At 44.3% G+C, this 25,104-nt stretch carries 19 protein-coding genes; 13 read left to right on the top strand and 6 right to left on the bottom strand.

Translation table 11 applies throughout. The features are described from left to right. Positions 1–50: 50 nt before the first annotated feature. The 12 genes from xseB to RDO37_RS02690 all read left to right on the top strand — a co-directional run bounded on the left by xseB (position 51) and on the right by RDO37_RS02690 (position 14,487). On the top strand, positions 51–305 hold the full coding sequence (xseB, locus tag RDO37_RS02745) for an exodeoxyribonuclease VII small subunit (protein ID WP_044121179.1): 255 nt from the start codon (positions 51–53) through the stop codon (positions 303–305). A 220-nt stretch (positions 306–525) separates the two neighbouring features. Beyond that, complete coding sequence (locus tag RDO37_RS02740) at positions 526–1,479, top strand: polyprenyl synthetase family protein (RefSeq protein ID WP_273326081.1); 954 nt, start codon at positions 526–528, stop codon at positions 1,477–1,479. 597 nt (positions 1,480–2,076) lie between these two features. Beyond that, the gene (dxs, locus tag RDO37_RS02735; RefSeq protein ID WP_308498016.1) at positions 2,077–4,179 is read left to right on the top strand and encodes a 1-deoxy-D-xylulose-5-phosphate synthase; all 2,103 of its coding nucleotides are present in this window, start codon (positions 2,077–2,079) and stop codon (positions 4,177–4,179) included. A gap of 94 nt (positions 4,180–4,273) precedes the next feature. Further along, positions 4,274–4,768 carry a YajQ family cyclic di-GMP-binding protein gene (locus RDO37_RS02730; protein ID WP_027938887.1) on the top strand — a complete coding sequence of 165 codons (495 nt, stop codon included), beginning with the start codon at positions 4,274–4,276 and terminating at the stop codon, positions 4,766–4,768. A gap of 88 nt (positions 4,769–4,856) precedes the next feature. Beyond that, the gene (locus tag RDO37_RS02725; RefSeq protein WP_308498015.1) at positions 4,857–6,500 is read left to right on the top strand and encodes an AmpG family muropeptide MFS transporter; all 1,644 of its coding nucleotides are present in this window, start codon (positions 4,857–4,859) and stop codon (positions 6,498–6,500) included. Between the two features lie 1,406 nt (positions 6,501–7,906). Continuing rightward, positions 7,907–9,259: a Na(+)-translocating NADH-quinone reductase subunit A gene (locus RDO37_RS02720; protein ID WP_308498014.1), complete on the top strand. Its 1,353-nt coding sequence runs from the start codon at positions 7,907–7,909 to the stop codon at positions 9,257–9,259. Positions 9,260–9,262: 3 nt separating this feature from the next. Then, a complete protein-coding gene (locus RDO37_RS02715; RefSeq protein ID WP_273326068.1) occupies positions 9,263–10,507 on the top strand; it encodes an NADH:ubiquinone reductase (Na(+)-transporting) subunit B in 1,245 nt (414 codons plus the stop codon). After that, positions 10,500–11,282: a Na(+)-translocating NADH-quinone reductase subunit C gene (locus tag RDO37_RS02710; protein WP_027938883.1), complete on the top strand. Its 783-nt coding sequence runs from the start codon at positions 10,500–10,502 to the stop codon at positions 11,280–11,282. Before RDO37_RS02715 ends, RDO37_RS02710 begins: the two co-directional genes overlap by 8 nt. 2 nt (positions 11,283–11,284) lie before the next feature. Next, positions 11,285–11,950: an NADH:ubiquinone reductase (Na(+)-transporting) subunit D gene (locus RDO37_RS02705; protein ID WP_027938882.1), complete on the top strand. Its 666-nt coding sequence runs from the start codon at positions 11,285–11,287 to the stop codon at positions 11,948–11,950. Positions 11,951–11,952: 2 nt separating this feature from the next. Continuing rightward, complete coding sequence (gene nqrE / locus RDO37_RS02700; protein WP_027938881.1) at positions 11,953–12,552, top strand: NADH:ubiquinone reductase (Na(+)-transporting) subunit E; 600 nt, start codon at positions 11,953–11,955, stop codon at positions 12,550–12,552. Positions 12,553–12,561: 9 nt separating this feature from the next. Then, a complete protein-coding gene (gene nqrF / locus RDO37_RS02695) occupies positions 12,562–13,791 on the top strand; it encodes an NADH:ubiquinone reductase (Na(+)-transporting) subunit F (RefSeq protein WP_027938880.1) in 1,230 nt (409 codons plus the stop codon). A gap of 240 nt (positions 13,792–14,031) precedes the next feature. Next, positions 14,032–14,487, top strand: a complete 456-nt coding sequence (locus RDO37_RS02690; protein ID WP_027938879.1) for a YhcH/YjgK/YiaL family protein — start codon at positions 14,032–14,034, stop codon at positions 14,485–14,487. Positions 14,488–14,731: 244 nt separating this feature from the next. Here the strand turns inward: RDO37_RS02690 and RDO37_RS02685 are convergent, their stop codons facing one another. The 6 genes from RDO37_RS02685 to RDO37_RS02660 form a co-directional block, all read right to left on the bottom strand. Further along, positions 14,732–15,697, bottom strand: a complete 966-nt coding sequence (locus RDO37_RS02685; RefSeq protein ID WP_027938878.1) for an ROK family protein — start codon at positions 15,695–15,697, stop codon at positions 14,732–14,734. A gap of 143 nt (positions 15,698–15,840) precedes the next feature. Beyond that, positions 15,841–17,370, bottom strand: a complete 1,530-nt coding sequence (locus RDO37_RS02680) for a sodium:solute symporter (protein WP_044121175.1) — start codon at positions 17,368–17,370, stop codon at positions 15,841–15,843. Positions 17,371–17,904: 534 nt separating this feature from the next. Next, a complete protein-coding gene (locus RDO37_RS02675) occupies positions 17,905–18,786 on the bottom strand; it encodes an N-acetylneuraminate lyase (protein WP_027938876.1) in 882 nt (293 codons plus the stop codon). Positions 18,787–18,936: 150 nt separating this feature from the next. Beyond that, positions 18,937–19,611, bottom strand: coding sequence for an N-acetylmannosamine-6-phosphate 2-epimerase (locus RDO37_RS02670; protein WP_044121173.1), 675 nt, complete (start codon positions 19,609–19,611; stop codon positions 18,937–18,939). A gap of 358 nt (positions 19,612–19,969) precedes the next feature. Then, positions 19,970–20,710 (bottom strand): oligogalacturonate-specific porin KdgM family protein, encoded by a 741-nt coding sequence (locus RDO37_RS02665; RefSeq protein ID WP_308498013.1) that lies wholly within the window; start codon positions 20,708–20,710, stop codon positions 19,970–19,972. 94 nt (positions 20,711–20,804) lie between these two features. Further along, the gene (locus RDO37_RS02660) at positions 20,805–21,950 is read right to left on the bottom strand and encodes an N-acetylneuraminate epimerase (protein ID WP_281710788.1); all 1,146 of its coding nucleotides are present in this window, start codon (positions 21,948–21,950) and stop codon (positions 20,805–20,807) included. A gap of 1,723 nt (positions 21,951–23,673) precedes the next feature. On the opposite strand from RDO37_RS02660, the gene RDO37_RS02655 reads away from it, so the two are divergent. Beyond that, positions 23,674–24,588 (top strand): MurR/RpiR family transcriptional regulator, encoded by a 915-nt coding sequence (locus RDO37_RS02655; protein ID WP_308498012.1) that lies wholly within the window; start codon positions 23,674–23,676, stop codon positions 24,586–24,588. Positions 24,589–25,104: the final 516 nt, after the last annotated feature.

Below are 25,104 nucleotides of genomic sequence, written 5' to 3'. Positions count from 1 at the left end.
TAAGCTTTAGTACAAAAACAGAGTTGGGTAAAAGTAGATAGGAGAGTCTTATGGCTGAAGAAACTGGTTTAAAGAATCTAGATGAGTCTCTATCTAAGCTTGAGAGCGTAGTAAAAGATCTTGAAGCTGGTAATCTCACTATCGATGAGGCCATTGATAAGTACTCTGAGGGTATGAAGCTAGCAGTTGATTGCCGTCGTAGTCTCAATGACATGTCAAAGAAGGTTTCACAGGTTCGACAGAGCGCTATGCAACAGATTAACGCTCTAAACCAAGAAGAATCCGAGATGCAAAGTCAGGGCTAAGCTAATAGCTGTAAGCTTATGCTAAGTATCAATCTATCTGTATTGCAAAAACGTAAAGCAATGCAGCAATGCGCTTTAGCCTTAGTGTAAGCATGCACACAGATTAATCTAGGCCTGATTAAAATCAAAGCCCATTAAACATATGCGGCTATTAAATACTTCAAAAGCAGCTTTAGTTTTACGCTAAAGCATGTGCTTAGGATGGATAAGAGAGCTTACTATGCAATTGAGTGAGTATTTCAAGCTTATTCAGCAGCGTGTTGATGAATGTCTCAAGAAGAAGTTAGACAGCATGCCTGCTGAGCCTGCTACGTTAAAAGAGGCCGTCTCTTACGCACTGTTACTTGGTGGTAAGCGTGCTCGTCCATTCTTAGTTTACGCAACTGGCAGTGCCTATGGTGCTGACATGCGTTCATTAGATTATGTTGCAGCAGCTATCGAGTGCATCCATGCTTACTCTTTAGTACATGATGATATGCCAGAGATGGACAATGACATGCTGCGTCGCGGCGAACCATCTGTGCACGCTAAGTTTGGTTCAGCAACTGCGCTTTTAGCAGGCGACACCTTACAAGCTCTAGCTTTTGAGCTGTTAACCGATTCAAAGTGCCGTCTTTCTGGTGAGGTTAAAGGTAGAATGTGCGCCTGCCTTGCTAAAGCGGCTGGTTTTGAGGGTATGTGCGGCGGTCAGGCAATTGATCTTGCATCCGAGCACTGCACCTTAAAGCAAGAAGAACTAGAGAAGCTGCACTCATTAAAGACTGGTGCTCTGATCGCTTGTGCCGTAGAGCTTGGCTTTATTGCAGGTCGATATGAGGCTGCTTTCTCTCATCACAGTAACGATATGATCGCCAATGCCTTAGGTATTGTTGAGGCACCAGAGGTTGGTCATGATCTTAAGCACTTAACTGACTATGGCCGCAAAGTAGGTCTGGCATTCCAAGTGCGTGATGATGTTCTAGATGTTACTGGTGACTCTAAGATCTTAGGAAAGAACGTAGGATCAGATGAGTTACTTGAAAAGAGCACTTATGTAACTCTACTTGGTGTTGAAAAGGCTGACGAGTACGCTCGTAGCTTATGTGAAGATGCCATTAAAGATCTCGAGCGCATTAGTGTTGATACTGATTTATTAAAGCAATTTGCAAGGTTCTGCATTGAGCGTGACCACTAATTGCTAAAAGATGCAGCCATGCGCTATCTAAGATCATCTCGCTAGCAGTATGGATAGCTTTCCTTTTAGCTGAGGCTTAAATGCACTAGTGCTTAATGCAGCTATTATCAGCAACAAGATACTTGCAGCTAATAGCTAAGTGTCTAGACTTTGCTAAGTGCAATCAGCTAAGTTACAGCGCTTAAATTATTTAAAGTGCGCTAAAAATTTAGTACTTAGGCTCAAGGGCCTAAAGACAAAAATACTGCTTAAAGGATGTCACTTTTAGCAGTATATGAATATCTGTCTTATGACTTTGTCATGGCAGGCTCAAAGCTCTTAAGAGCGATGAGACTTGATGTTTTTGCCAGTAACAATAGTGGCGCATGTCATCGTAAGGATCTGTTATTTTTCTAAGTTGCATTGAGTGGCTTTAGTTAATTAAGAGGCATGCGATAACTTAGAGCTCTATTGTAAAAGGCTTGGAAATAAAGCATTACCAAGCACCTGCGTCATGTGGGCTGGGTATTAAAGATGAGGGGATTTCCTGGATATTTAGCTAAGTTTAGTAGATTTAAATCTATCTGACTTTAAATGAGATTCAGGATCTGATGATTTGTGGAAGATACTTCTACCAACACTTATGAATTGCTAGAGCGTATTCACGACTCTTGTGACGTGCGTTCCTTGCCCAAGGAATCCTTAGTTGATCTTTGTTCAGAGATCAGAGGATGCCTCATTGACACTGTGAGTAAGACAGCAGGACACTTTGCCTCTGGTCTTGGCGTAGTGGAGCTAACTGTTGCTCTACACTATGTTTACGATACTCCAAATGACAAGTTAGTTTGGGATGTTGGCCATCAAGCATACCCTCATAAGATGCTAACTGGCCATCGCAAAGAGCTAGGCACCATTCGTAAGAAAGGTGGTCTGCATGCATTTATTTGGCGTGGTGAAACCCCTCATGATCTGATTACCACCGGCCATGCATCCACCTCCATTGGTTCAGCCTTAGGTCTTGCCGTAGCAGAAAGCACCAAAGATCGTAAAGATCGTAAAAAAGTTGTCGCTGTTATTGGCGATGGTGCACTCTCAGGCGGTTGTGCCTTTGAGGCTATGAATCATGCTGGTTCTTTTGAAGATCTCGACCTTACCGTGATCTTAAATGACAATGAGATGAGTATCTCTGAGAACGTAGGTCGCTTACATCAAGGACTGTCTCATGTGCTCTCCTCTCCTCATTATGTCAAGATGATTGAAGGTGGTAAGCGCATTTTAGAGCCGCTGCCAGCCTTACGTGATTTAGCCTTACGTGCTCAAGAGCACTTTAAAGGCATGCTCATGCCAGGTACCTTATTTGAAGAGTTCGGCTTTAACTATATCGGCCCAGTAGATGGTCATGACGTTAATAGCCTCGTGAGCATTTTGCAAAACATCCGTGATATGCCTGGCCTTACTTTCTTGCATGTAGTTACTACTAAAGGTAAGGGTTACGAGCCAGCAGAGAAAGATCCAATTTGCTATCACGGTGTACCTGTATTTGATCCAGATGAGGGTATTCAAAAAGGCGCTCCAAAAGAAGACCTTTCATACTCAGCAGGATTTGGTCGCTGGATGTGCGACAAGGCAAAAGAAGATCCTAAGCTTATGGCTGTTACACCAGCCATGCGCATTGGTTCTGGTCTAGCTAAATTTGCTGAGCTCTATCCAAAGCAATTTTTCGACGTGGCTATTGCTGAGCAGCATGCCATGGTCTTTGCCTCAGGTTTAGCAGCAGGCGGTATGCGCCCTGTAGTGAATATCTACAGCTCCTTCATGCAGCGAGCTTATGATGGCTTAATCCACGATATGGCAATTCAGAATTTACCAATCATTCTGTGCCTTGATCGCGGTGGCTTAGTTGGTGCTGACGGTCCTACACACAATGGCGCTTTTGATATTGCCTATACCCGTACCGTACCTAATTTAACCATCATGGTGCCAAGCTCACGTCATGAGCAGTACACCATGTTAAACACTGCCTATGCGCTAGGCTCTCCATGTGTCATTCGTTATCCACGAGACAATGGTGAGTCTTTAATGATTAAGAAGGGCGATAGTTTTGAAGATGCTCCTATGAGCTTGGAAAAGACTATTGCAGTAGGTAGTGTTGAAATCCGCAACTTAGCTTCATCTCATGTCAATGAGCTCGTAAGAGCGCTTGATAGTGCTTCTTTTGATGGTCATGGTGCTGAGGATCAAGTTGAACATACTATTAAGCTGCTTGGCTTTGAAAGCCGTGAACAGCTTGAGCATATGCAGGTAGCTCAAAGCTCTCATGAGCAAGAACGTGTTGATGCTTTAGGCAAGCAACATAAGATCGCTCTGTTAGTCTTTGGCCCATTAGTTAACTCTCTACAGAGTGTTTGTGAAGAGCAAGATATCACTCTCATTAACATGCGCTTTGTAAAGCCGCTTAATGAAGAGCTAATTCAATACTTAAGCTCACAATACGATCTGTTGGTCACTGTAGAAGAGGGTGCTGTACTAGGCGGTGTAGGCGAGCATATTAGCTCAATCGTTGCCTCCATCTCTCATAGCAATGCAAAGGCTCAGGTGCGCAATCTTGGTATGAGTGATTCTTTCGTTGGTGAAGGTAATCGCGGTGAGTTACTTGCAGACTTAGGCTTAGATCGTGATGGCATCATGTCATCAGTAAGAAAAGCAGCATCTGAGTTATAATGACAGTTTAGCTTGATTTTATTAACCAAGCTTTCTGCATTCAAACTAACTAAAACTTTGGTTTTGCGTTAGTTAATTAACAGGGGAGAATGACATGCCGTCTTTTGATATTGTTTCTGAACTCAAGAAAGATGAGCTGCAAAACGCAGTGGATAACGCTAATCGTGAATTACAAACACGTTATGATTTTCGCGGCGTTGAAGCATCATACGAGTTAGTAAAGGCTGACAATCTCGTTAAGCTTGAGGCTGACGAAGAGTTCCAGATTCAGCAGATGGATGATATTCTGACCCAAAAGCTCATTAAGCGCGGTATCGAAGTCGGCTGTGCTGAGTTTAAGGACATTACTCGTTCAGGTAAGAAGTCACTGCAGCAAGTACAGTTCAAAGAAGGCATTGATAAGGATCTTGGCAAGAAGATCGTTAAGCTCATCAAAGATGAGAAGATCAAGGTAGATGCCAAGATGAATGACGACACTGTACGAGTTCAAGGTAAGAAGCGCGATGATCTGCAGGCTGTAATTGCCTTAGTTAAGTCCAAGATGAGCGACTTAGGTCAGCCTCTTCAATTCCAAAATTTCCGTGACTAAGCACTAATCACTTAGTTACCACGGGCCGCCGGTCAAGCACCTGCGGCCCTTTTTATTTAGCTAAAGCAACCTCATTTATGTATGCACCATGGTAGATAAAGCTAACACCAAATACTCTTCTGAAGATTCAGAATCTGCTTTTAGCAATCATAAGAACGAAGAGCATGCTAATAGACAAGGTCAAAGTTCCTCTAGCAAGGACATGTATGATTTAGCAGCTCAAAATTTATTTAGCAAAGACGTGTATGATCCAGCTGATCAGATTATGGAGAGTGCTGCAAAGTTTCATGAGCATGCACAAACGCTCAAGAAAAGTGCTGCAAACGAGCAAGATAGTAATGAGGCTGCCAAAGAGCAAGATAGTGATGAGGCCGCCAAAGAGTATGGCGCTTATGCATATGCAAATTTAAGTGCAGATACTGCTGATGCTACGCCACAGGATGCAACTGCTAATACTCAGTCAGAACAGATAGAAGAAAAATCGCTATTAGTGCAGATTTTCTCTAAGAGAATGGGTATTTGTCTGGTGACCGGTTTTGCCTCAGGCATGCCGCTATTTGTGCTTATCAATTTGCTCTCTGCATATTTGCGTAAAGAGGGCTTAGATCTCAAGGTGATTGGCGCATTCTCCTTGATGATGGTGCCATACACTTGGAAGTTTTTGTGGGCTCCGTTCGTTGACCGCTATCAGATCTTTAGATTAGGTAGACGTAAAGACTGGATTATTCTCTCCCAGATAGTCTTGATCGGCGCTATTGCTGCTATGGGATGGTTCTCGCCAAAAGAGAATATTGGCATTATTGCAGGATTAGCGATCTTAGTGGCCTTTGCCTCTGCAACTCAGGACATTGTGCTCGATGCTTACCGTCGTGAGTTCTTACCAGATGTTGAGCTTGGTTTAGGCAATGCAGTGTTTGTTAATGCCTATCGTGTCGCAGGATTAATCCCAGGCGGTGTGTCCTTGATCATGGCTGACTATGTATCATGGCAAACTGTATTTACCTTTACTGCAGCATGTTTGATTCCTTGTTTTATCCTGTCCTTATTTTTACGTGAACAGAATGTCAGCAATGCACCGCGCACTTTAAAAGAGGCAGTAGTAGAGCCTTTTTCTGAGTTTATTGGCCGCCGTGGTGTTAAGGCTGCACTGTTTATCGTGTGCTTTGTCTTCTTGTACAAGATTGGTGATTCCATGGCTTTAGCTTTGGCAACACCTTTTTACATGGATTTAGGCTATAACCTCACCACCATAGGCATTGTGGCTAAGAATGTTGGCTTGTGGTCGACTGTAGCCGGAGGCCTGCTAGGCGGTGTGTTCATGTTAAAGCTTGGCATTAACCGCGCACTGTGGGTCTTTGGCTTTATTCAGGTAGTCACGATCTTAGGTTTTGTTCTTTTAGCCTACTTAGGTAAGAGTGGCACTCCATCAGTGGGGTTGCTCTCTTTAGTGCTAGTGTGTGAGTACGGTGGCGGTGGTTTAGGTACGGCAGCTTTCGTAGCATTCTTAGCCAAAGAAACTAATCCAGCCTACACCGCAACGCAGTTAGCGCTGCTTACAAGTTTCTCGGCCATTCCTCGTACTTTCTGTAATGCAGTAACAGGTTATCTTGTAGAGGGCTTAGGTTGGCAGAATTTCTTTATCTTCTGCACCATCATTGCGATCCCAGGTATGTTGCTTTTGTTTAAGGTAGCCCCATGGTCAGCAAAGGATGAAGTCGCTAATAAGGCATAAAGTTCACAACACATGATCCCCTCCATAGTGGAGCCACAAAGGGAACACATCCCACTTCACTTGCCATGCCTGTATGTGTGGCAAGCGTTGCTACGGGAGTTTGCTAGAAGGTGCGGCAGGTTAGTTAGATCTCATATTGCGCTGCAGCAGGTTAGTTTGATCTCTTTTGCGCTGCAGTAGATTAGTTTTAGTGCTTATTGCTTTGAGGCAGGGTTGTTTGATCTCTTTAGGCGTTGTGGTGATCTTAGATAGCCTCTCGTGATCTTAGATTCTTGTATGGTAGTTTGGCAAAAAAATCATAATTGTGACCTGAGCAAGGGTTAAATTGGTATGGTCAAGCTTGTATGCAAGTTAGTCTATTTGTGTAAGTTTAACCGTGTATTTTGAGTGTATTTGAGCCATGGTGAGGCATAAAGACTTTCCAAATGGTGCGCATAAGAGTCAAGTTTGTAAAGGTCATCAAACATTATGTTGTTAATGTGATATCGATCGGTTTAGACCTTACAAAAGCGCATGAATTTCACGTTCTTAAACAAAGTGTAGCTTGCTTGTCATAAGACATTGGTATACAAGTAAGCTAAGGCGTACCCTCCTCTTCATGTTTAACTTTGCTTTAATCACGCCGTTTGGGAGTTGTTTAGTATCACAAGCTACGAGTAATTTGCCATATGCATGCGTGTCATAGTTTTTTCTAACTTTGTCACAATAGCCGCATAACGTGGCAGTTACGGGGGATAACGAGTACTTTTTGTGTTAAAATTTGGGACTTGATGCCTGCCTCTGATTTAGGGTTGCGGGTACCTTTGACACTCATATTTTCGAACGCTAGCTGAGGCGTAAACGCAAAATTAGCGCTCATTCAATGCTTTGAAATTCTCTTTGCAAGTGTATCTAGGCTTTGCAAGTAATAGTTTTATCAGCCCATTTGCGGTTGTCTAACTTATCAAATGCAGTGTAGATACTCTTTAGGGTCATATTTTCCCCAATCAGACTGTCGTATTGATAGTCTGAGTGCTGTCAACTGAAGTTGAACACCATCTGTGTGTTGCACTTAGCTAAAAGCGTGTAGCACAACAGCGTGCCGATGAGGATAGTAGGCTAAACCCACGATCCTGCATCATGGCACTAAGCAGATAGTGATCTCTCTTGGGACGGTAATCGGATGAAGAGAGAACTTCAGCTTGTGACAGCGAACCGTTTTCTTTGGGTGTAATGGTACTCAAGCTCAATTAAAGGTTTTGTGTCCTTGCTTGTGTCATTAGACTCGAGCAAGTCACGATGGCTTTGATATCAAAGTCGAGGATTCGAGCTTAAAAACAGTCTGTTTTAAGTAGGTCTGAGACGTTAGAGGTCAGTCTGAAGTACGTGGAGCATAGCTCCGAGTAAGTTTTGTATTGGAACCGCCTATGATTAACATCAAAAAAGGATTGGATCTGCCTTTAAGCGGCCAGCCTGAGCAGTCAATAGGTGCATGTCCTGAGGTTAAGCATACAGCTTTACTAGGCTGTGATTACCCTGGTCTGCGTCCTTCAATGTCTGTTGAAGTTGGTTCAGCTGTTAAAAAGGGTCAGGTACTGTTCGAGGACAAGAAAAATCCAGGAACACGTTTTACCGCACCTGCTTCCGGTACTGTTGTAGCAGTTAACCGTGGCGAGCGCAGAGCCTTCCAGTCAGTCGTTATCGAGATCGATGAGTCTGTTAAGGGTGTGGAGTTTAAGAAGACTCCTGCTGACAAGCTTTCTGACCTTACCGTTGAAGACGTTAAGAGCCAGTTAATCGAATCAGGTGCATGGACTGCATTCCGTACCCGTCCTTTTGACAAGGTACCTCGCGTAGACTCAATTCCTCACTCAATTTTCGTAACTGCAATGGATACCAATCCATTAGCTCCTTGCGCAAATGTAGTGATCGCTGAGCAAGCAGAAGCATTCAAGAATGGTTTAACTGTGTTAAGCCGCATTGGTGTTACTGTTTTCGTCTGCCATGGCGACAAGTCCATCCCAATGGTGAGTGCTCCTAACATCAAGGAAGAGATCTTCGTAGGTCCTCATCCTGCTGGTTTACCAGGCACCCACATCCACTTCCTCGATCCAGTTTCCGAGAGCAAGACTGTTTGGCACATTGGCTACCAGGACGTTATCGCAATTGGTCACCTCTTTGTAGATGGTGAGGTTTACAACAAGCGCGTTATCTCCATCGCTGGTCCAAATGCCAAGGAGCCACGTCTTGTTCGTACCATCGTTGGTGCTTCAGTTGCTGAACTGACCGCTAACGAGGTTATCCCATCTGAGATGGGCGTTCGTGTAATCTCTGGCTCAGTTCTGTGGGGCTACACCTCAGTAGGTGCTTTTGCTTACTTAGGCCGTTACCACCAGCAGATCTCTATTTTAGAGGAAGGCAGAGCAAACGACTTCATCATGAAGAGCTGGCTCGGTGCAGGCTTTAAGCGTCACACTGTAACTAACGCTTACATCTCTTCATTCATCAAGCCATCTGAGTACATCATCAATACCGCCGTTAATGGTGGTTCACGTACCATGGTTCCTATCGGCACCTATGAGAAGGTATTCCCATTAGATATGGAGCCTACCATGCTCATGCGTGCTATTGAGATTAACGACGTTGACCAGGCTAAGATGTTAGGCTGCTTAGAGCTTGCTGAAGAAGACGTAGCTTTATGTACCTATGTATGCCCTGGCAAGAATGACTATGGTCAGTACTTACGTCGTAGCCTCACCAAGATCGAGCTGGAGGGTTAAAACGTGTTGTTAGGACTCTTTAAGAAACTGGAGCCTATGTTCGAGAAGGGCGGCGTCTTTGAGAAGCTGTACCCTCTGTTCGAAGGCGCTTATACCTTCCTTTACACCAATGGTAAGGTAACCACTGGCAATACTCACGTGCGCGATTACATCGATTTAAAGCGCATCATGATTATTGTTTTCGTTGCAGCACTTCCTGCAATGTTCTGGGGCTGGTTCAACGTTGGTAGCCAGACCGTGATGGCTTTAGCCACAATGCCTAATGGCGCTGAAATCGCTGCTACTTCTTATGCACTTTTCAGCAACGACTACCACTTTGCTTTAGTGCAGATGTTAGGCGGTTCATTAGGTGCTGACGCTGGCGTATGCAGCAAGCTCTTAATCGGTGCTGTTTACTTCCTCCCAATCTACCTCGTTACTTTCGCTGTAGGTGCTTTCTGGGAAGTTTTATTCTGCATCGTTCGTCGCCACGAGATTAACGAAGGCTTCTTCGTTACCTCCATGCTCTACGCCCTCATCGTTCCTCCAACACTCCCACTGTGGCAGGCTGCCTTAGGTATTTCCTTCGGTGTTGTTATTGCCAAGGAAGTATTCGGTGGTACCGGTCGTAACTTCATGAACCCAGCTTTAGCTGGTCGTGCTTTCTTATTCTTCGCATACCCTGCATCAATGTCCGGCACCAACTGCTGGGTACCAGTTGATGGCTTCTCAGGCGCTACCCCACTTGCTCAGTGGGCAGAAGGCGGTGAGGCAGCTCTTGTCAACTTCGCAGGCGAGAAGATCACCTGGATGGACGCTTTCTTAGGTAACATCCCAGGCTCTATCGGCGAAGGCTCTACCTTAATGATCTTATTAGGTGCTGTAGTAATCATTGCTTTAGGTATCGCTTCATGGCGTATCATGGCCGGTATTGTTGTAGGCGCATTCATCTGCTCCTCATTATTCAATGCTATCGGCTCTGAGACCAACATGATGTTCTCCATGACCTTCATTTGGCACTTAGTATTAGGTGGTTTTGCATTCGGTGCTGTCTTTATGGCTACCGATCCAGTGTCTTCTTCCTTCACTACTGGTGGTAAGTGGGCATTCGGTATCTTAATCGGTGTTATGGTCGTTATGATTCGTACCGTAAACCCTGCTTACCCAGAAGGTATGATGCTTGCCATTCTGTTTGCTAACTGCTGGGCACCACTGTTCGACTACTTAGCAACCAACCGCAACATCAAGAGGAGACTTGCCCGTGCTTAAGCTCAATAAAGACTCCGTATTCGGCACTTTCGTTGTTATCATCGCATTCTGCTTAGTATGCTCTGTGGTGGTATCAAGTGCTGTGGTTGCCTTAGGACCATTCCAGCAGGCAGCTATTGCTAACGATCGTCAGATCAACATTCTGCGTGTTTCTGGCTTTGAGGTTGAAGGCTCTGTTGCTAAGACCTATGCAAAGCACATTGAGGCTCGTTTAGTTGATCTCGAGACTGGTAAGTATGTTGAGGACAGCGCTATCGCTCCTTCTGACTTCAACTTCCAGTCATTAGCAAAGAACCCAGACTTCAATGTTGCAATTCCTGCAGAAGAGGACGTTGCTAACATTCGTACTCGTACTAAGTTAATGCCAATCTACCTTTCTAAGGATGAGAACGGCAATACCGTACGTTACATTCTTCCTTTCTATGGCATGGCTCTGTGGTCAACTGTTTACGGTTACGTAGCACTTGATCCGGATGGCAACACCATTAAGGCTGTTACTTTCTACAGCCACGGTGAAACCCCAGGCTTAGGTGGTGAAATCGATAACCCACGTTGGCAGGCTTTATGGCTTGACAAGAAGCTCACCCGTGAGGATGGCTCCCGTGGTTTCAACATCACCAAGACCCCTGACCACAATGGTGAAGGCAAGGATTATGACGTTGACAGCCTCTCTGGTGCTACCTTAACCGCTCGCGGTGTAGATAACGCAGCCAACTACTGGTTCGAAAACGCATACAAGGCTTTCCTTGAGAACTTACGCAAGGGAGAAATGTAAAAATGTCTGATGCAGCAAAGGCTCCATCTTGGAAAGAGGTACTGCTCGATCCGCTCATCGCCAATAACCCGGTGATGATTCAGATTCTGGGTATCTGCTCTTCCTTAGCTGTTACTTCTTCCATGAAGACAGCATTCGTTATGGGTGTGTCCGTAGTTTGCGTTTGTGCTATTGCAAACACCTGCGTGTCTGTTACTCGTAACTATATTCCTAGCTCTGTGCGTATTATCGCTCAGATGACCATTATTGCCTCTCTGGTAATCCTGGTTGACCAGATCCTCAAGGCTTTTGCCTATGACCTGTCCAAGCAGTTATCAGTTTACGTAGGTCTGATCATTACCAACTGTATCGTTATGGGTCGTACTGAGGGCTTTGCTCTGAAGTATCCTCCATTACCTTCTTTATTAGACGGTATTGGTAACGGCTTAGGCTATATGCTCGTTTTATGCATTATCGCCACTGTTCGTGAGATCTTCGGTTCAGGTTCTTGGTTCGGTATTACCTTATTCGAAACCGTTAACAACGGTGGTTGGTATGTACCATGTGGCTTGCTCGTAATGCCACCTTGCGGCTTCTTCTTAGTTGGCCTCTTAATTTGGCTGACCAAGACCTTCCGTAAGGATCTGGTTGAGCAACCTGAGTATGACACCCATAAGCAGGATTACTAATCATGGTTGAACATTACCTTTCTCTTTTAGTAAAGAGTATCTTCATCGAGAACATGGCTCTGGCCTTCTTCTTAGGTATGTGTACTTTCTTGGCTGTGTCCAAGAAGGTTACCACCTCTGCAGGCTTAGGTGCTGCTGTTATCATGGTGCAGATGCTGGCTGTTCCAGTAAACAACCTGGTTAATGCTTACATCTTAAAGCCTGATGCTTTAGTTGTTGGTCTTGACCTTTCCTTCTTAAGCTTCATCACCTACATTGGTGTTATCGCAGCTTTAGTACAAGTACTCGAGATGTTCCTCGACAAGTTTGTACCTTCTCTTTACAGCGCCTTAGGTATTTTCTTACCTCTGATCACTGTAAACTGCGTTATCTTTGCAGGTGTTTCCTTCATGGTTCAGCGTGAGTACAACTTCACTGAGTCTGTAGTATATGCATTCGGTTCCGGTACCTCTTGGGCCATGGCACTGGTGCTCTTATCTGCAATTCGTGAGCGCTTAAAGTACTCTAACGCTCCTGATGGTATGCGTGGCTTGGGTCTGGTATTCATCACCTCTGGTCTGATGGCTATCGGCTTCATGTCATTCTCAGGCATTTCGCTCTAAGGGGGATACATGTTTACAATCGTATCGGGCGTTTTTATGTTCGTGGTTGTAGTTGCTATTCTCGTAGCACTCATCCTCGTAGCAAAGCGCTTCTTAGTGAACTCCGGTGACATCACCATTGGTGTTAACGGTGATCCATCTTTAGGCTTCAAGTGTCCTGCTGGTACCAAGCTGTTAAACGACTTATCCGACAAGGGTATCTTCGTTTCTTCAGCTTGCGGTGGCCGTGGTGCTTGCGGTCAGTGTAAGGTCAAGGTCGTTAAAGGCGGCGGTGACGTATTACCTATCGAGTATTCTCACTTCACCAAGCGTGAGATCCGTGAAGGCTGGCGTTTAGCTTGTCAGGTTACTGTTAAGGGTGACTGCGAGTTAGAGCTGCCTGCTGAGATCTTCGGCGTTAAGAAGTGGGAGTGTGAAGTTATCTCTAACGATAACGTAGCAACCTTTATTAAGGAGTTCCGTCTGAAGGTTCCTGAGGGCGAGGAAGTTCCATTCCGCGCTGGTGGTTACATTCAGATTGAAGCCCCTGCACACACTGTTTACTACAAGGATTTTGATATCCCAGAGCAGTACCGTGCAGATTGGGAGCACTTTGGTTTATTTGACCTGGTTTCAAAGGTTGATGAGCCTTCTATCCGTGCTTACTCCATGGCTAACTATCCTGACGAGAAGGGTCTCATTATGCTTAACGTGCGTATTGCTACCCCACCTCTCCGTCAGCTTAAGGAACTGCCACCTGGCATCATGTCTTCATACATTTGGAGCTTAAAGCCTGGTGATAAGGTTACTATCTCTGGTCCATTCGGTGAGTTCTTCGCTCGTGAGACCGACAATGAGATGGTATTCATCGGTGGTGGTGCCGGTATGGCCCCAATGCGTTCACACATCTTTGACCAGCTCAAGCGTCTTAACTCTAAGCGTCGCATTTCTTTCTGGTACGGTGCTCGTTCCATGAAGGAAGCTTTCTACGTAGACGAGTTCGATCAGCTGGCAAAGGAACATCCAAACTTCACCTGGCACTTAGCTTTATCTGAGCCTCTGCCAGAGGATAACTGGACTGGCTTAACTGGCTTTATTCACAATGTTCTCTATGAGAACTACTTAAAGAACCACAAGAGCCCTGAGGACTGTGAGTTCTACATGTGCGGCCCTCCAATGATGACCAAGTCTTGCGTAGACATGCTTCACTCATTAGGCGTTGAAGACGAGAACATCCTGTTCGATAACTTCGGCGGTTAATAACGCACTGTTAGCTTGATAGCTAACGATTAAAAAAGGCCCAGATGCTTTTGCACTGGGCCTTTTTTTTTATCCACACAATTAGATGTAAATTGCCTCACAAATCTAGATTTGATAAGGGATTTAAGCAAAAAAAAAGCTTGCCTCAAATGGGCCTAACGACAGCAATTAGTAGTACAATAACTAGTATGTCAGAGGGTGATTTTTCCCTCGTTACACACGCTGTCACAGGAGCATTTTATGTTAGCTACTTCCCTTGAGCTTGCTACTAAGTACAACTACCTTGAAGAGAAATTTGCCAAGAGCATCGAGTGGCTCAAGAACAACGACGCTACCAAGCTCGAGAACGGCCGTTACGACATTTGCGAGGGTGCTTTTGCTCTCGTTCAGCGTTACACCACCGTTCCTTTTGAGGCAATCCGCTTCGAGGCCCACAACGACTACTTCGACATTCAGTACTTAGCTCAGGGTGTTGAGTCTTTCAACGTATGCATGCGCAGCGACCTTCAGGTTACTGAAGAAGATCCAGCAAACGACATGGTCTACCTCTCAACTCCAGAGAAGTACACTTCTGTTACCTTACAGAAAGGCCAGTTCGCTATTGTTCCTCCTGAGGAGGCTCACCAGCCACGTATCGCTTACCAGGGCCAGCCTGTTGACGTGGTTAAGGTAGTGGTTAAGGTTGCTGTTAAGTAATTTTTGACTAATACATCCAACAATTAGCTAAAAGAAAATAACTTATCTAACATAAGTTTACTGCCTAACAAGGCCTTAATAATTAGTTAGATTGTGGATGTTTCGGTGTGTGGAATTAAAAAGGCGCTATCCAATGGGATGCGCCTTTTTTCTTGGCCACAGCATAGTTACAAAAAACAACAAAAAAGGCGCATCCCATTGGATAGCGCCTTTTGCTTGGGTATAAATTAAATGCTGTAGATGATTACATCAGGCCACGGCGTTGCTTGAAGTGGTAGAAGCCACCGAGCATACCAGCATCATTACGCAGCTTGGCAAACTCGATACGAGTAGCGCGGAATACGATCTCACGGAGCTTCTCTTTAAGTGCAGCCTCAATGCGTGGACGTAAGTAGTCTTCACGAGCCATGATGCCACCGCCTAAGATTACGGCCTGTGGGTTTTGTACGGAAACTACATTGGTAATACCATCAGTTAGGTGCTCGATAAGTTCATCGATAGCCTTGATGGCAACTTCATCACCAGATTCAGCCTCGTTGAAGATACGAATACCATTAACCTGATCGACACTCTCACCACGAAGCTGAGCGTAGTACTTAACTAAATAAGTAGTAGAGGCTAGGGAGTGTAACATGCCGCCTGGAACGCGCATGTAAGCAATTTCTCCAGCACTATTTGAAGCACCAGAAATTAGCTTACCATTGCAGATCATTGCGCCACCGATAGAGGTGCCAATGGTCATGCAAAATACGCTATGGCAGCCGCGACCAGCACCTAACCACATCTCGCCTAAAGCAGCGCAGTTAACATCATTTTCAACCTCGCAAGGCAGTGAGAACTCACCAGTTACGATTTCTTTGAAGTTAACGCCAGTGTAATCAGGGATAGCATCAGGCAGAGCATAAACAAGCTTACCTTGATCAGGGTCGACCATACCAGCTGTTGAGATACTTACACCCTTAATCTGAGCGCCATACTTTTCTAAAGCAGCAGCGGTAATCTTCTTTACTTTGCTGACAATGCCAGGACCACCAAACTTGCTTAAATCAATCTCGGTGCCACTTTGTTTAGCTGCCTCGAGCTGAGCCTCAGTTGGCTTTGCCTCAGTAGGCATTTCATTACGCTCAAGTAAAGTACCATCGAGGGTGGCAACGCCGCTCTTAATTGCTGTGCCGCCAATATCAATGAGCACATAGAGATCCTGTTGCATGAGTATTTCCTGTCTGAGTTTTAACTTATGTACCAACAAAAAAAGCAGGGCGAGGCCCTGCTTTTTAGGTTTTTTAACGGAGCCTGTGAGATTTGAGGCTTATTTAATGAGCCTCAAATCATGCTCAGTTTTGATCTTAAAGATTAGTTCTTAGCAGTTAAGTAGGTTGAACCTTCTGGAGCAACGAACTCTTTGCCAGTAGCCTTGGCCTGAATTACAGATACGATGATACCAACGATTAAGGTAACAGCCATGGCGATGAAAGCGTACATCCAGAATGAGATTGAAGGTACGTTGTACTTGCAGTAGAACACGATAGCGGTTGCTGCAACGAAGCCGATGAAAGCACCTAAAGCAGTGGTCTTGCGGGTGAAAGCGCCTAATACGAATACACCAGCTAATGCACCTAAGGCCTGACCTAAGAATGAGTTGAAGAGCTCATAAGCGGACTTCACATCAAGACGTGCTAAGTACATAGCAACTAAGATTGCGAAGATACCGATTGCCAGAGAGATGTACTGAGCAATCTTGGTCTGACGCTCGTAGGACATGTTAGGGGTAATCTTAGTCTGGATGTCCATAACCCAAGAGGTAGCAACAGAGTTAATACCAGTTGAAAGGGTTGACTGTGAAGCGGCATACAGAGCAGCTAAGATGATACCAGTGATACCTACTGGGAGCTCATAGGTTAAGAAGTAAGCGAATACCTTATCCTGTGAGTGACGGAACAGATCGGTGATCTCTTCTGGGTTCTGGTTGTAGTAGAGGTACAGAGCGGTACCAACCATGTAGAATACAGATGCGCAGAAGATAGAGAGAATACCGTTACCGATAGTCATCTTGTTGAGCTGCTTAACATCAGTAGTAGTGGTGAAACGCTGTACAACGTCCTGTGAAGAAACGTATGAACAGAATGTTGATAAACCACCACCAACTAAGGTTACGAGTACTGAGGTACCTAAGAGGTTTGACCAGTCAACCCACTTCTCACCGTCAGCTAAGAAACGACCACCAGTGGTTAAGGAAGCAGTTACGTCTGCAATGCCGTTGTCTAACTTGTAGATGATGTAGAAGAGAGTGAGGGTAATACCACCGATTAAGATAACGCCCTGGATGAAGTCAGTCCATAAAACTGCCTTAAGACCACCAGTGTATGAGTACACAATAGCGATAGCACCCATAGCGATAATCAGAACATCAACGTTGATGTCAGTTAAGCTTGCTAATGCAACGCATGGTAAGTACATAACGATGGACATACGGCCTAACTGGAAGAGAACGAACATCACAGCACCTAATACGCGCAGAGCTGGTGACTGGAAGCGGATCTCTAAATAGTGGTAAGCAGTATCGATGTCTAACTTAGCGTAAACAGGGAGGAAGAAGCGGATGGTCAGAGGGATAGCGATGATCATACCCAGCTGAGCGAACCACAGCATCCAAGTACCGCCGTAGGAGTTACCTGCTAAGGCTAAGAAGGAAATTGGGGAAAGTAAGGTTGCGAAGATGGATACGCAGGTTACCCACCAAGGTACTGAGCCGTCACCCTTAAAGAATTCCTTGCCTTTCATCTCTTTCTTAGAGAAGTAGATACCAGCGAGTAACACGCCAATCATATAGACGACGAGCACGGTGGTATCAATCCAGGTAAAACCGTGAAGCTCTTCTAACATAAACAAAACCTCAAATAATCTTCCAAGAAGACACTGATTATTCTAGAGCATGGAGGGAACTAGAGAGGCTTTGTGCTTCCCAATGTCCCTTTTAACATGAATTGAAAATAAAAAATCACAGACACAAAGGTGCTCCCCAAGTTCCTCAGTTTTATCTCATCTACAGTGCTAAGAGCACTATCATTTGCTAAAACGGAATCTTAAGGAGCTTTGGTGTGTGTGGTTCGGAATGCGTAATACCAACTTCATGGTAGGGTAGCCCCGTATGATTTGGTACTGTTCAAAAGAATAGTAGTGGTATCACACATGCGCTGTAGCTTGCGCTGCAGCTTTAAATCTGGAGCATTTAAGCTCTTAGGGAGTGTTAATCACTCATAGCATCAGACGTGCAACAATCAATGCTGTCGTATCTGATACCGTGTTTAATGGCTAAAATTTAACCATTAAAGTGGGGCAGGAAAGAAAGCTTGTGTTAGCTATCCGAAGCTACCCCATCATGGCAATAGACTTGCCTGCGCTTACTCTTTTATTCGCTTAGAAATACTTGTGGTAGATTTCCTTAGCGCGAGCAATCATCTCATCAGAGTAGTCGCCCATTGGCTTACGGCAGTAGCCAGCCTCAACACCAGCCTCCTGGAGACCAATCTTTAAGGTGCCGTATAAGCCGTTAGCTAATACGTCAGAGATGAAGTCGTTGGTTACGTGCTGAACTTCTAAAGCCTTAGCGATGTTGCCAGAACGTGCGGACTCGAAGATCTCACGAGCACGTACGCCGTTTAAGTTGAAGGTAGAACCGATAGCACCGTCAACACCTAAAACAGTAGCAGGTAACATCATCTCGTCGAAGCCAGCGAAGAGAACCTTATCTGGGAATGCCTTGCGGAAACGCTCTAATAAGTAGAAGTCGCCAGCGGTGAACTTAACACCAGTGATCTTCTCGTTCTCGAAGAGCTCCTTGAACTGATCTACAGAGATGTTTACACCAGTTAAGAAAGGAATGAAGTAAACAACCATCTGATTGTCAACATCCTTGGTAATGGTGTTGTAGTAGTCCTTGATCTCGTTGAAAGAGAACTTGTAGTAGAAAGGAGTTACGGCAGATAAAGAGTCGTAGCCTAAGTCGGTAGCCAGCTTAGCGAGCTCAACAGACTCCTTAATGTTTAAAGAGCCAACCTGAGCGATTAACTGGCACTGATCCTTGGCCTCGTCCTTAACGATCTTGAAGATCTGCTCTTTCTCAGCGGTGCTCAGTAAGAAGTTCTCACCAGTAGAACCGCCAACATATAAACCGTCAACCTTGCAAACGTCGATGTTGTGACGAACTAACTGACGAATGCCCTTCTCGTTGATGTCGCCGTTCTTGTCGAAAGAGGTTAAGAGAGCAGAGTAGATACCGCCAATCTTCTTGAATGCCATTTTAGATTCTCCGAATGTTAAATTCTTGTGTAAGCCTGCTCTGAGAGCCACTTACAGCAGAAACTGGATAAATTCGCGCTTAGGCCTTCACATTATCTTGTTGCTAGCTTATCTAGCTAAACGGCCTTGGGCGCGTAAGTGTAGTTCGTTTTAGCCTGCAGGAAGTGCATCGATGAACCACTTGCCAACAACCTGTGGGCGAGTGATAGCTGAACCAACGATAGCGCCGTAAGCACCAACTTCGTAAGCTCTGCGCAGGTCATCTGGAGTATTGATACGACCTTCTGCAAAAACTGGAATCTTAGTATCAGCAACTAAGCGAGCAACCAAGCCTAAATCTGGGCCGACTAACTTAGGAGTGTATGGGGTGTAGCCTGAGAGAGTAGTGGAGATAGCGTCAAAGCCAATCTTCTCTGCGTTGATACCCTCTTCGTAGCTGGAGATGTCAGCAAGGCTTAATGCGCCGCCGTCACGAATCATCTTAACGAGATCTTCAAGCTTCTCGTCGTGTGGGCGCTTACGTAAAGTTGCGTCTAAGGCGATAACCTCACAGCCAATGTCTAACAGAGCCTGAACTTCGTCCTTAGTTGGGGTGATGTAAATATCTGAATCGTCGTAGTTCTGCTTGATTAAGCCGATAACTGGAAGACCAGTAACTTTCTTAATCTCAACAATGTCATCTACTGACTGGCATCTGATGGCAACAGCTCCGACCTGCTTTGCAGCAAGAGCCATACGACCCATGATGAATGGGCTGTGCAGAGGCTCGTCTGGTAAAGCTTGACAAGAAATGATGAGTTTGTTCTTGAATTGTTCGAAAAGCATGATTAAACCTCAGATTTCTAGCGTACTGACATTCGCTTTAAGTACGCAAAGGACCTTCGCTTTAAGTCCTTGATATGTAGTCTTAACTGTCACTGCCAGCGCTCAAAGTAAACAAGAATGGATTTCCATGTACTTGCACTAAAAGCTCAGCTGCTTCAGTGTCTTTGAACAGTTAAAAAGATGTTCACCAGGGGATCGGTGTATCTTTGCGATACGGGTGAACATGTTTTTAACCACTCTAAGCCCTGCAGGATTGCTCCTGCAGGTTAAAGCGATATCTAAATTAGTAAGCTTTAAACATCGCTTTGGTGTGTTGTGTTTATCCCTAAAAAAGGAGAAGTAGTCTTCTGAAGTAATCTTAGAAGGTGTACTGGATACCAGCACGAACACGGAGCTGACGGTCGTCAGTGGTGCCAGATACAGCCATATCACCGAACTCGATGTATGGATTCCACTGACCCATACGGTAGTTCATAGCGATGTTCTGCTCGTAGTTGTTCCAGTCGTTGTCGAACATAGGGCCACGACCGTTGTTCTTATCGCTTGAAGCAGCCTTCATGTAGGTGTAGTTGTAGTTGATGCCGAAGTTGCCATGGTTGTAGCCAACCCATGCATCAATACGGTAGGTGTGGAAATCACCTTTGGTGTCGTCGTTACGTGCATAGTCGTAACGTGGACGAACAGCAAACCATAAACCGAAGTCAGTGTTGTACTGTAAACGTAAGTATGGCTTGTAAGCGGTCTGGTTGCTTACAGACTCAGTGATGATACCTGGGGTGATGGTAAAGCCAGTACCAGCAACCTTGTAGCCCCACCATAAGGACATCTCAGTAGCGTTAGTTACGAAGTCGCCCCACTGACCCTCTTCGTACTCTGGGTTGCCTGGACGCTCAGAGCCAGACTTGAAAGAAGAATCAACATAGAAGCCAACGCCGTTCTCGAAAGCACCGATTAAGCAGATACGATCGAAGTTCTCGGAGTACTCGCTGCGGAGCTCATGACGGTAGTCGATGGTGAACTTTGCAGCAGAAGCAGTGTTAGCAACAGTAGCAGCGGCTAAGGCAAAACCTAAACCTAAAGCAATTTTAGATAAGCGCATATTAAGTCCTAAACGTTTAAGGATTAAGTCAGGCTCTAAACAGAAAAATGAGCCTGACTTTGGCGAGCTTTACAGCTCATTAAAGAAAACAGAATTATTCGGTAACTACCTTGCCGTCCTTTACGGATACGGTAATAACATCAGAGGTAGCAACGCCACCGGAGGTCTCACCACCGATTAAGATGATTTCGTCGCCGTTCTGAATGGTTACGCCGTAAGCTAATGGAGTAGCTAAATCGCCTGCATAGCTCCACTTGCCGTCAGCAAAGGTGTAGATGTCGTCACGCCAAGTCTTGGTGCAGCCTTCGTGAGAGAAGAACTTGCCCTTAGCGTAGTTCTCAGTTGCGCCTGGGAAGTTAGCGCCACCAACAACAACTAAAGTACCGTTGGAGTAACCAGCAAATGCACCAGCAACACCCTCTTGAACCTTGTCACCAGCAGCTGGGACTAAGTCAGGGGCTCTTTCAGCCTTCATGGTGCGGCCGTCTAAGGTGAACTTGGTGTTGTTTGCAGTACGTAAACCAGGCTTCTTCTCACCGGATACAACCATTACGCTCTTGTCCTTAGGATCAACAGCTACTGCAGAACCTGCGGTACCGAAGCTTGGCAGATCGCCTAATACGTACCACTGATTCTCAGCTGGGTTGTACTGTAAAACGGTGTTGTTGAAGAGGTAGTCCTCAACTGGCTTGCTGATGTAATCCTTGTTAACCTTAGCGTTAAGAGCAGGATCCTTAGCAGCAACTGACAGGTCATAGAAGAAACCGTCAAAGATTTCCTTGTTTACGGAACCAACAACTAAAGCAGTCTTGCCGTCGTTAGTTACAACAGTGTGGCCAGTCAGACCGATTGGGGAACGGGTTAATACCTTGGTCCAGGTGTTCTTCTTTGGATCGTATTCAAAAACTTCGTTTGATACTGAGGTAAGGTCAGACTTGATCTTACCTACACCACCGAGCACGTAGATCTTTCCGTTTAAAGCAACGGCTTGAGCCTGATCACGAGCAGCCTCAGGGAACTTAGCGATAGCTTCCCACTTAGGTGACTTAGCCTTGGTGTCGAGCTTGAACCAGTCCTGACCAGCAGTACCTAAACCAATGTAGATAACGCCATCGTTCATTGCGCCAGCGCCAGACTTGAATGGAACTGGGGTGTCAGGAAGAGCAGCTGCGAAAGCTGAAGAGGAAACCATGGTACCTAATGCTGCAGCAACAGCTAATTGCTTCAAATTAAAAGACATAAACAATAACTCCTAAAGAATTTTTTGACTCCGACTAAGCTTTCCTCAGTATCTTGCACATTGACCAGAAGTTTGGGATAGATAAGTGGGCTTTGTGTAAGCTACGTCAAAAGTACTCATGTGGAGTAAAATTTCACATTCAATGATAAACAAAGAATTTTTTTTCACAAATGGATCTTCATGAAATTGAGATCTACATCACGCAGTGAAAAATATTCGCATATATATGCTATTTGGATCAGAGTTTTACACAAAACTTGTACGCTACCGTGTAAAGCCTTTGAGTGTACAGATGAGGTCTTATTTCATCTTGATTCCATAAAAAGTCTACATATCTATGTAAAGCAAGATGTTTAATTTTGTAAAGCTCACCCGTTTTTTCATAGATATGGATTGGTGAACTTTTACTCGCCGAACCACGCTTGTATAACAATTGACAGAGTAACAGGCAAGGATAAGGCCCCTTGTCGCTAACTCAAGCCATTGAACTTCCTTTGCCGTATCAAAAAGCCGTTTTTATCGTTATGCTCTGATGGTTATAAGGTCAGCTTTGGGCATAGTTAAAATTGTGAAGCTGCTGAAAATTTCCTCCACAATTCTGAAAATTTCCTCCACATTTATGAAAATTGCACTTTTGATTATTGAGTCGCAAAAGTTTTGCAGTTAACATGTATGTAAAGATGAAAGTTTTCTCCATATTTACAGATATGTTTTGTGTACAACTTTACATTTGTATTGCCTTAGAGCCATGTGCAAACGGTTAGTAGAAAGTGGAGTTATGTCATCCCCACTTTTGCAGTTTTGTACATGTAGATTATGGCGAAGACTTAGGATAATTCTTTCGCATCTTTATAGTAAATAGTGCTGTGTAGAAATATAGACTCTAGTGCAACTTTGCTATACTGAATACGGATAGTTTGTTATCTCAAGATATTGTCTTGAGATTAAAACTGCTTTTATACAAGCTCTCGTGTTATCTGTTCAGGCCAGTTATCAACTAATGGATGATTTAACTGTTAATGCCTATATAGAGCTTGCAAGTAACAATGAGATGGGCTTAGTTAGAACTTTTATTGGTTTTTAAGATGGCTTGTCTCAGCGTAAATAAGAATTCATACACACATATAGCAAGCTTCAGCTCGTTACTCTTTATATAAGCAACGCTTTTAGCTCCTACTTGCATTTGGTCATTACAATTCTTCTTTACCATAACACTGTACTCATCCACTTATACCTTCGCAAAAGCGTGCTGTTATAAGTTAAGCCGTGGCATATTTACTAAAGTCAAATGCACTTTTTATTCATGGCTATAAGGATACTTATATACTTTTGGCACGAGCTCATGCTCCTTTGCACATATCCATGCACAGAGCGATTTAAAGGTAGAGTTTGTTTTTTGATGGCAAAGGCGCTAGCTGTACTTTGCTATTTTCTATATTGCTTAAAACTCAAGATGTTACAGGATGTTTTGTGGGTGTCGTGTGAGCTTTATAAGTACAGATGTCTTATCTGTCATTGTGATTAAGTATTGGCCGCACGTACAAGTAGCTATTTGATCTTACTTCCTTTAAGACCAATAACAGTAGCTAAGTAAGAGCATTCAGCATGAAGTGAATGTGTTTGTAAAACCTATCTAAATGCATGTCATTAGATGGGGATAGCTTGATAACTAATTATTACAAGCTCAGAACATATACTTAGCTAATGTGTTGACGAATGCGTTATGAATAAGGTCAACATTATGGGCAAACTTAATATCCCTAGTTGCGTAAGTGGCAAGATCCTCATCACTTTAAGAGCCATTGAAAATGATCTGCCATTAGCATTACGACGTCTAACTACATATATCCTCAATAGCCCAGATGAGATCATCGTAAAGAGTATTACCGAGATCGCTACTGCTGCAGAAGTAGGAGAGGCTACAGTAGTGCGTCTTGCCAAGACACTCAAATACCCTGGCTTTAAAGAGTTTCAATTAGAACTCGTCAAAGAGATCGCAGGTAAAGGTCAGCAAGAAGAAGAGCAGATTCTTGACTCTAACATTGTTGATGGCGATGACGCAGTTGTAATGGCTAAGAAACTTAAGTTAGCTATGCAGCGTTCTCTTGGTGAAAACATTCACAATATCGATGAGAAAGTACTCCATAAAGTCGCTGAGGCTGTGTTTAAAGCACGTAAAGTCTTTATCGTTGGCGTAGGTAACTCTAGTCTGAGCGCCTTATTCTTAAAGAATAAACTCTGCCGTATTGGTATTGATGCTAACTCAGAGCTCATGAGTCACTTTATGTATACATCATTAGCCATGCTAGGTCCTAGTGATGTTGTTATTGCAGTGTCTCAGCGTGGTAGCAGTTATGAGACTGTGCATGCTTTTAAAATTGCTAAGGCCACTGGTGCTCTGTGTGTAGCTGTGACTAATAATCCAGTGAGCAAGATCGTTGAGTATGCTGACTACGTAATCTTCAATGGTAACGAAGAAGGCTCATTACAAGGTGATAGTGCTGCAACTATTGCTGCTCAAATCCATGTCTGTGAGCTTTTATACTCCATCGTAGTTTCATTTGACAGAGCTAAGGCCACAAAGACTAAGCAAGTAACTCTGCAAGCATTAGCAGCTTCACTCAACAAGCTAGATTAATCAAAGACCATTTATCTTGCCAAAGCTTGCGGCGCTCTAAATACATTTAAGCTTATTTTGTTCGCGTCGCAATCTTGGCGTTAACTTGCTGTTAACTGCTCCTCTCAATATTCCCTCAAAATAACTCTTTATTGCTGCTAACTGCTCCTTTCAATATTCCCACCAAATAACGCTTTATTGTTGTTGATTGCTCCTGCTAGGCATTTTAAACAATCATTCTAGATTTATAAGTGCGCTCCAAAATGCTGCATCTCATGCGATTTTAGCGCTTATTCTGATTAAAGCATGTACTTGGTATCTTAGGTGCATGAAGCTCTGCGTATGTTGCTAAGTGACGGCTATTTGTCGTGATGCATAATGTTATGTGTACGAGATAGTCCTTCTTGTAATATGCTTAGCTAAATGAAAAGAGCGGTTAATTAAGTTGTTATGATGCGCTTACACAAGTCCTTAAATACACTTGTTCGCGGCAGATGGGCAGCCTATTTAGCAGCGCAAGTTGCACATTGTGCAGCT

Origin of the sequence: uncultured Anaerobiospirillum sp. (assembly GCF_902485895.1) — a bacterium.
GTDB classification, from domain to species: domain Bacteria; phylum Pseudomonadota; class Gammaproteobacteria; order Enterobacterales; family Succinivibrionaceae; genus Anaerobiospirillum; species Anaerobiospirillum succiniciproducens.
The sequence above is the reverse complement of the archived record's forward strand: the minus strand, read 5'-3'. Positions and strand labels throughout refer to the sequence as shown.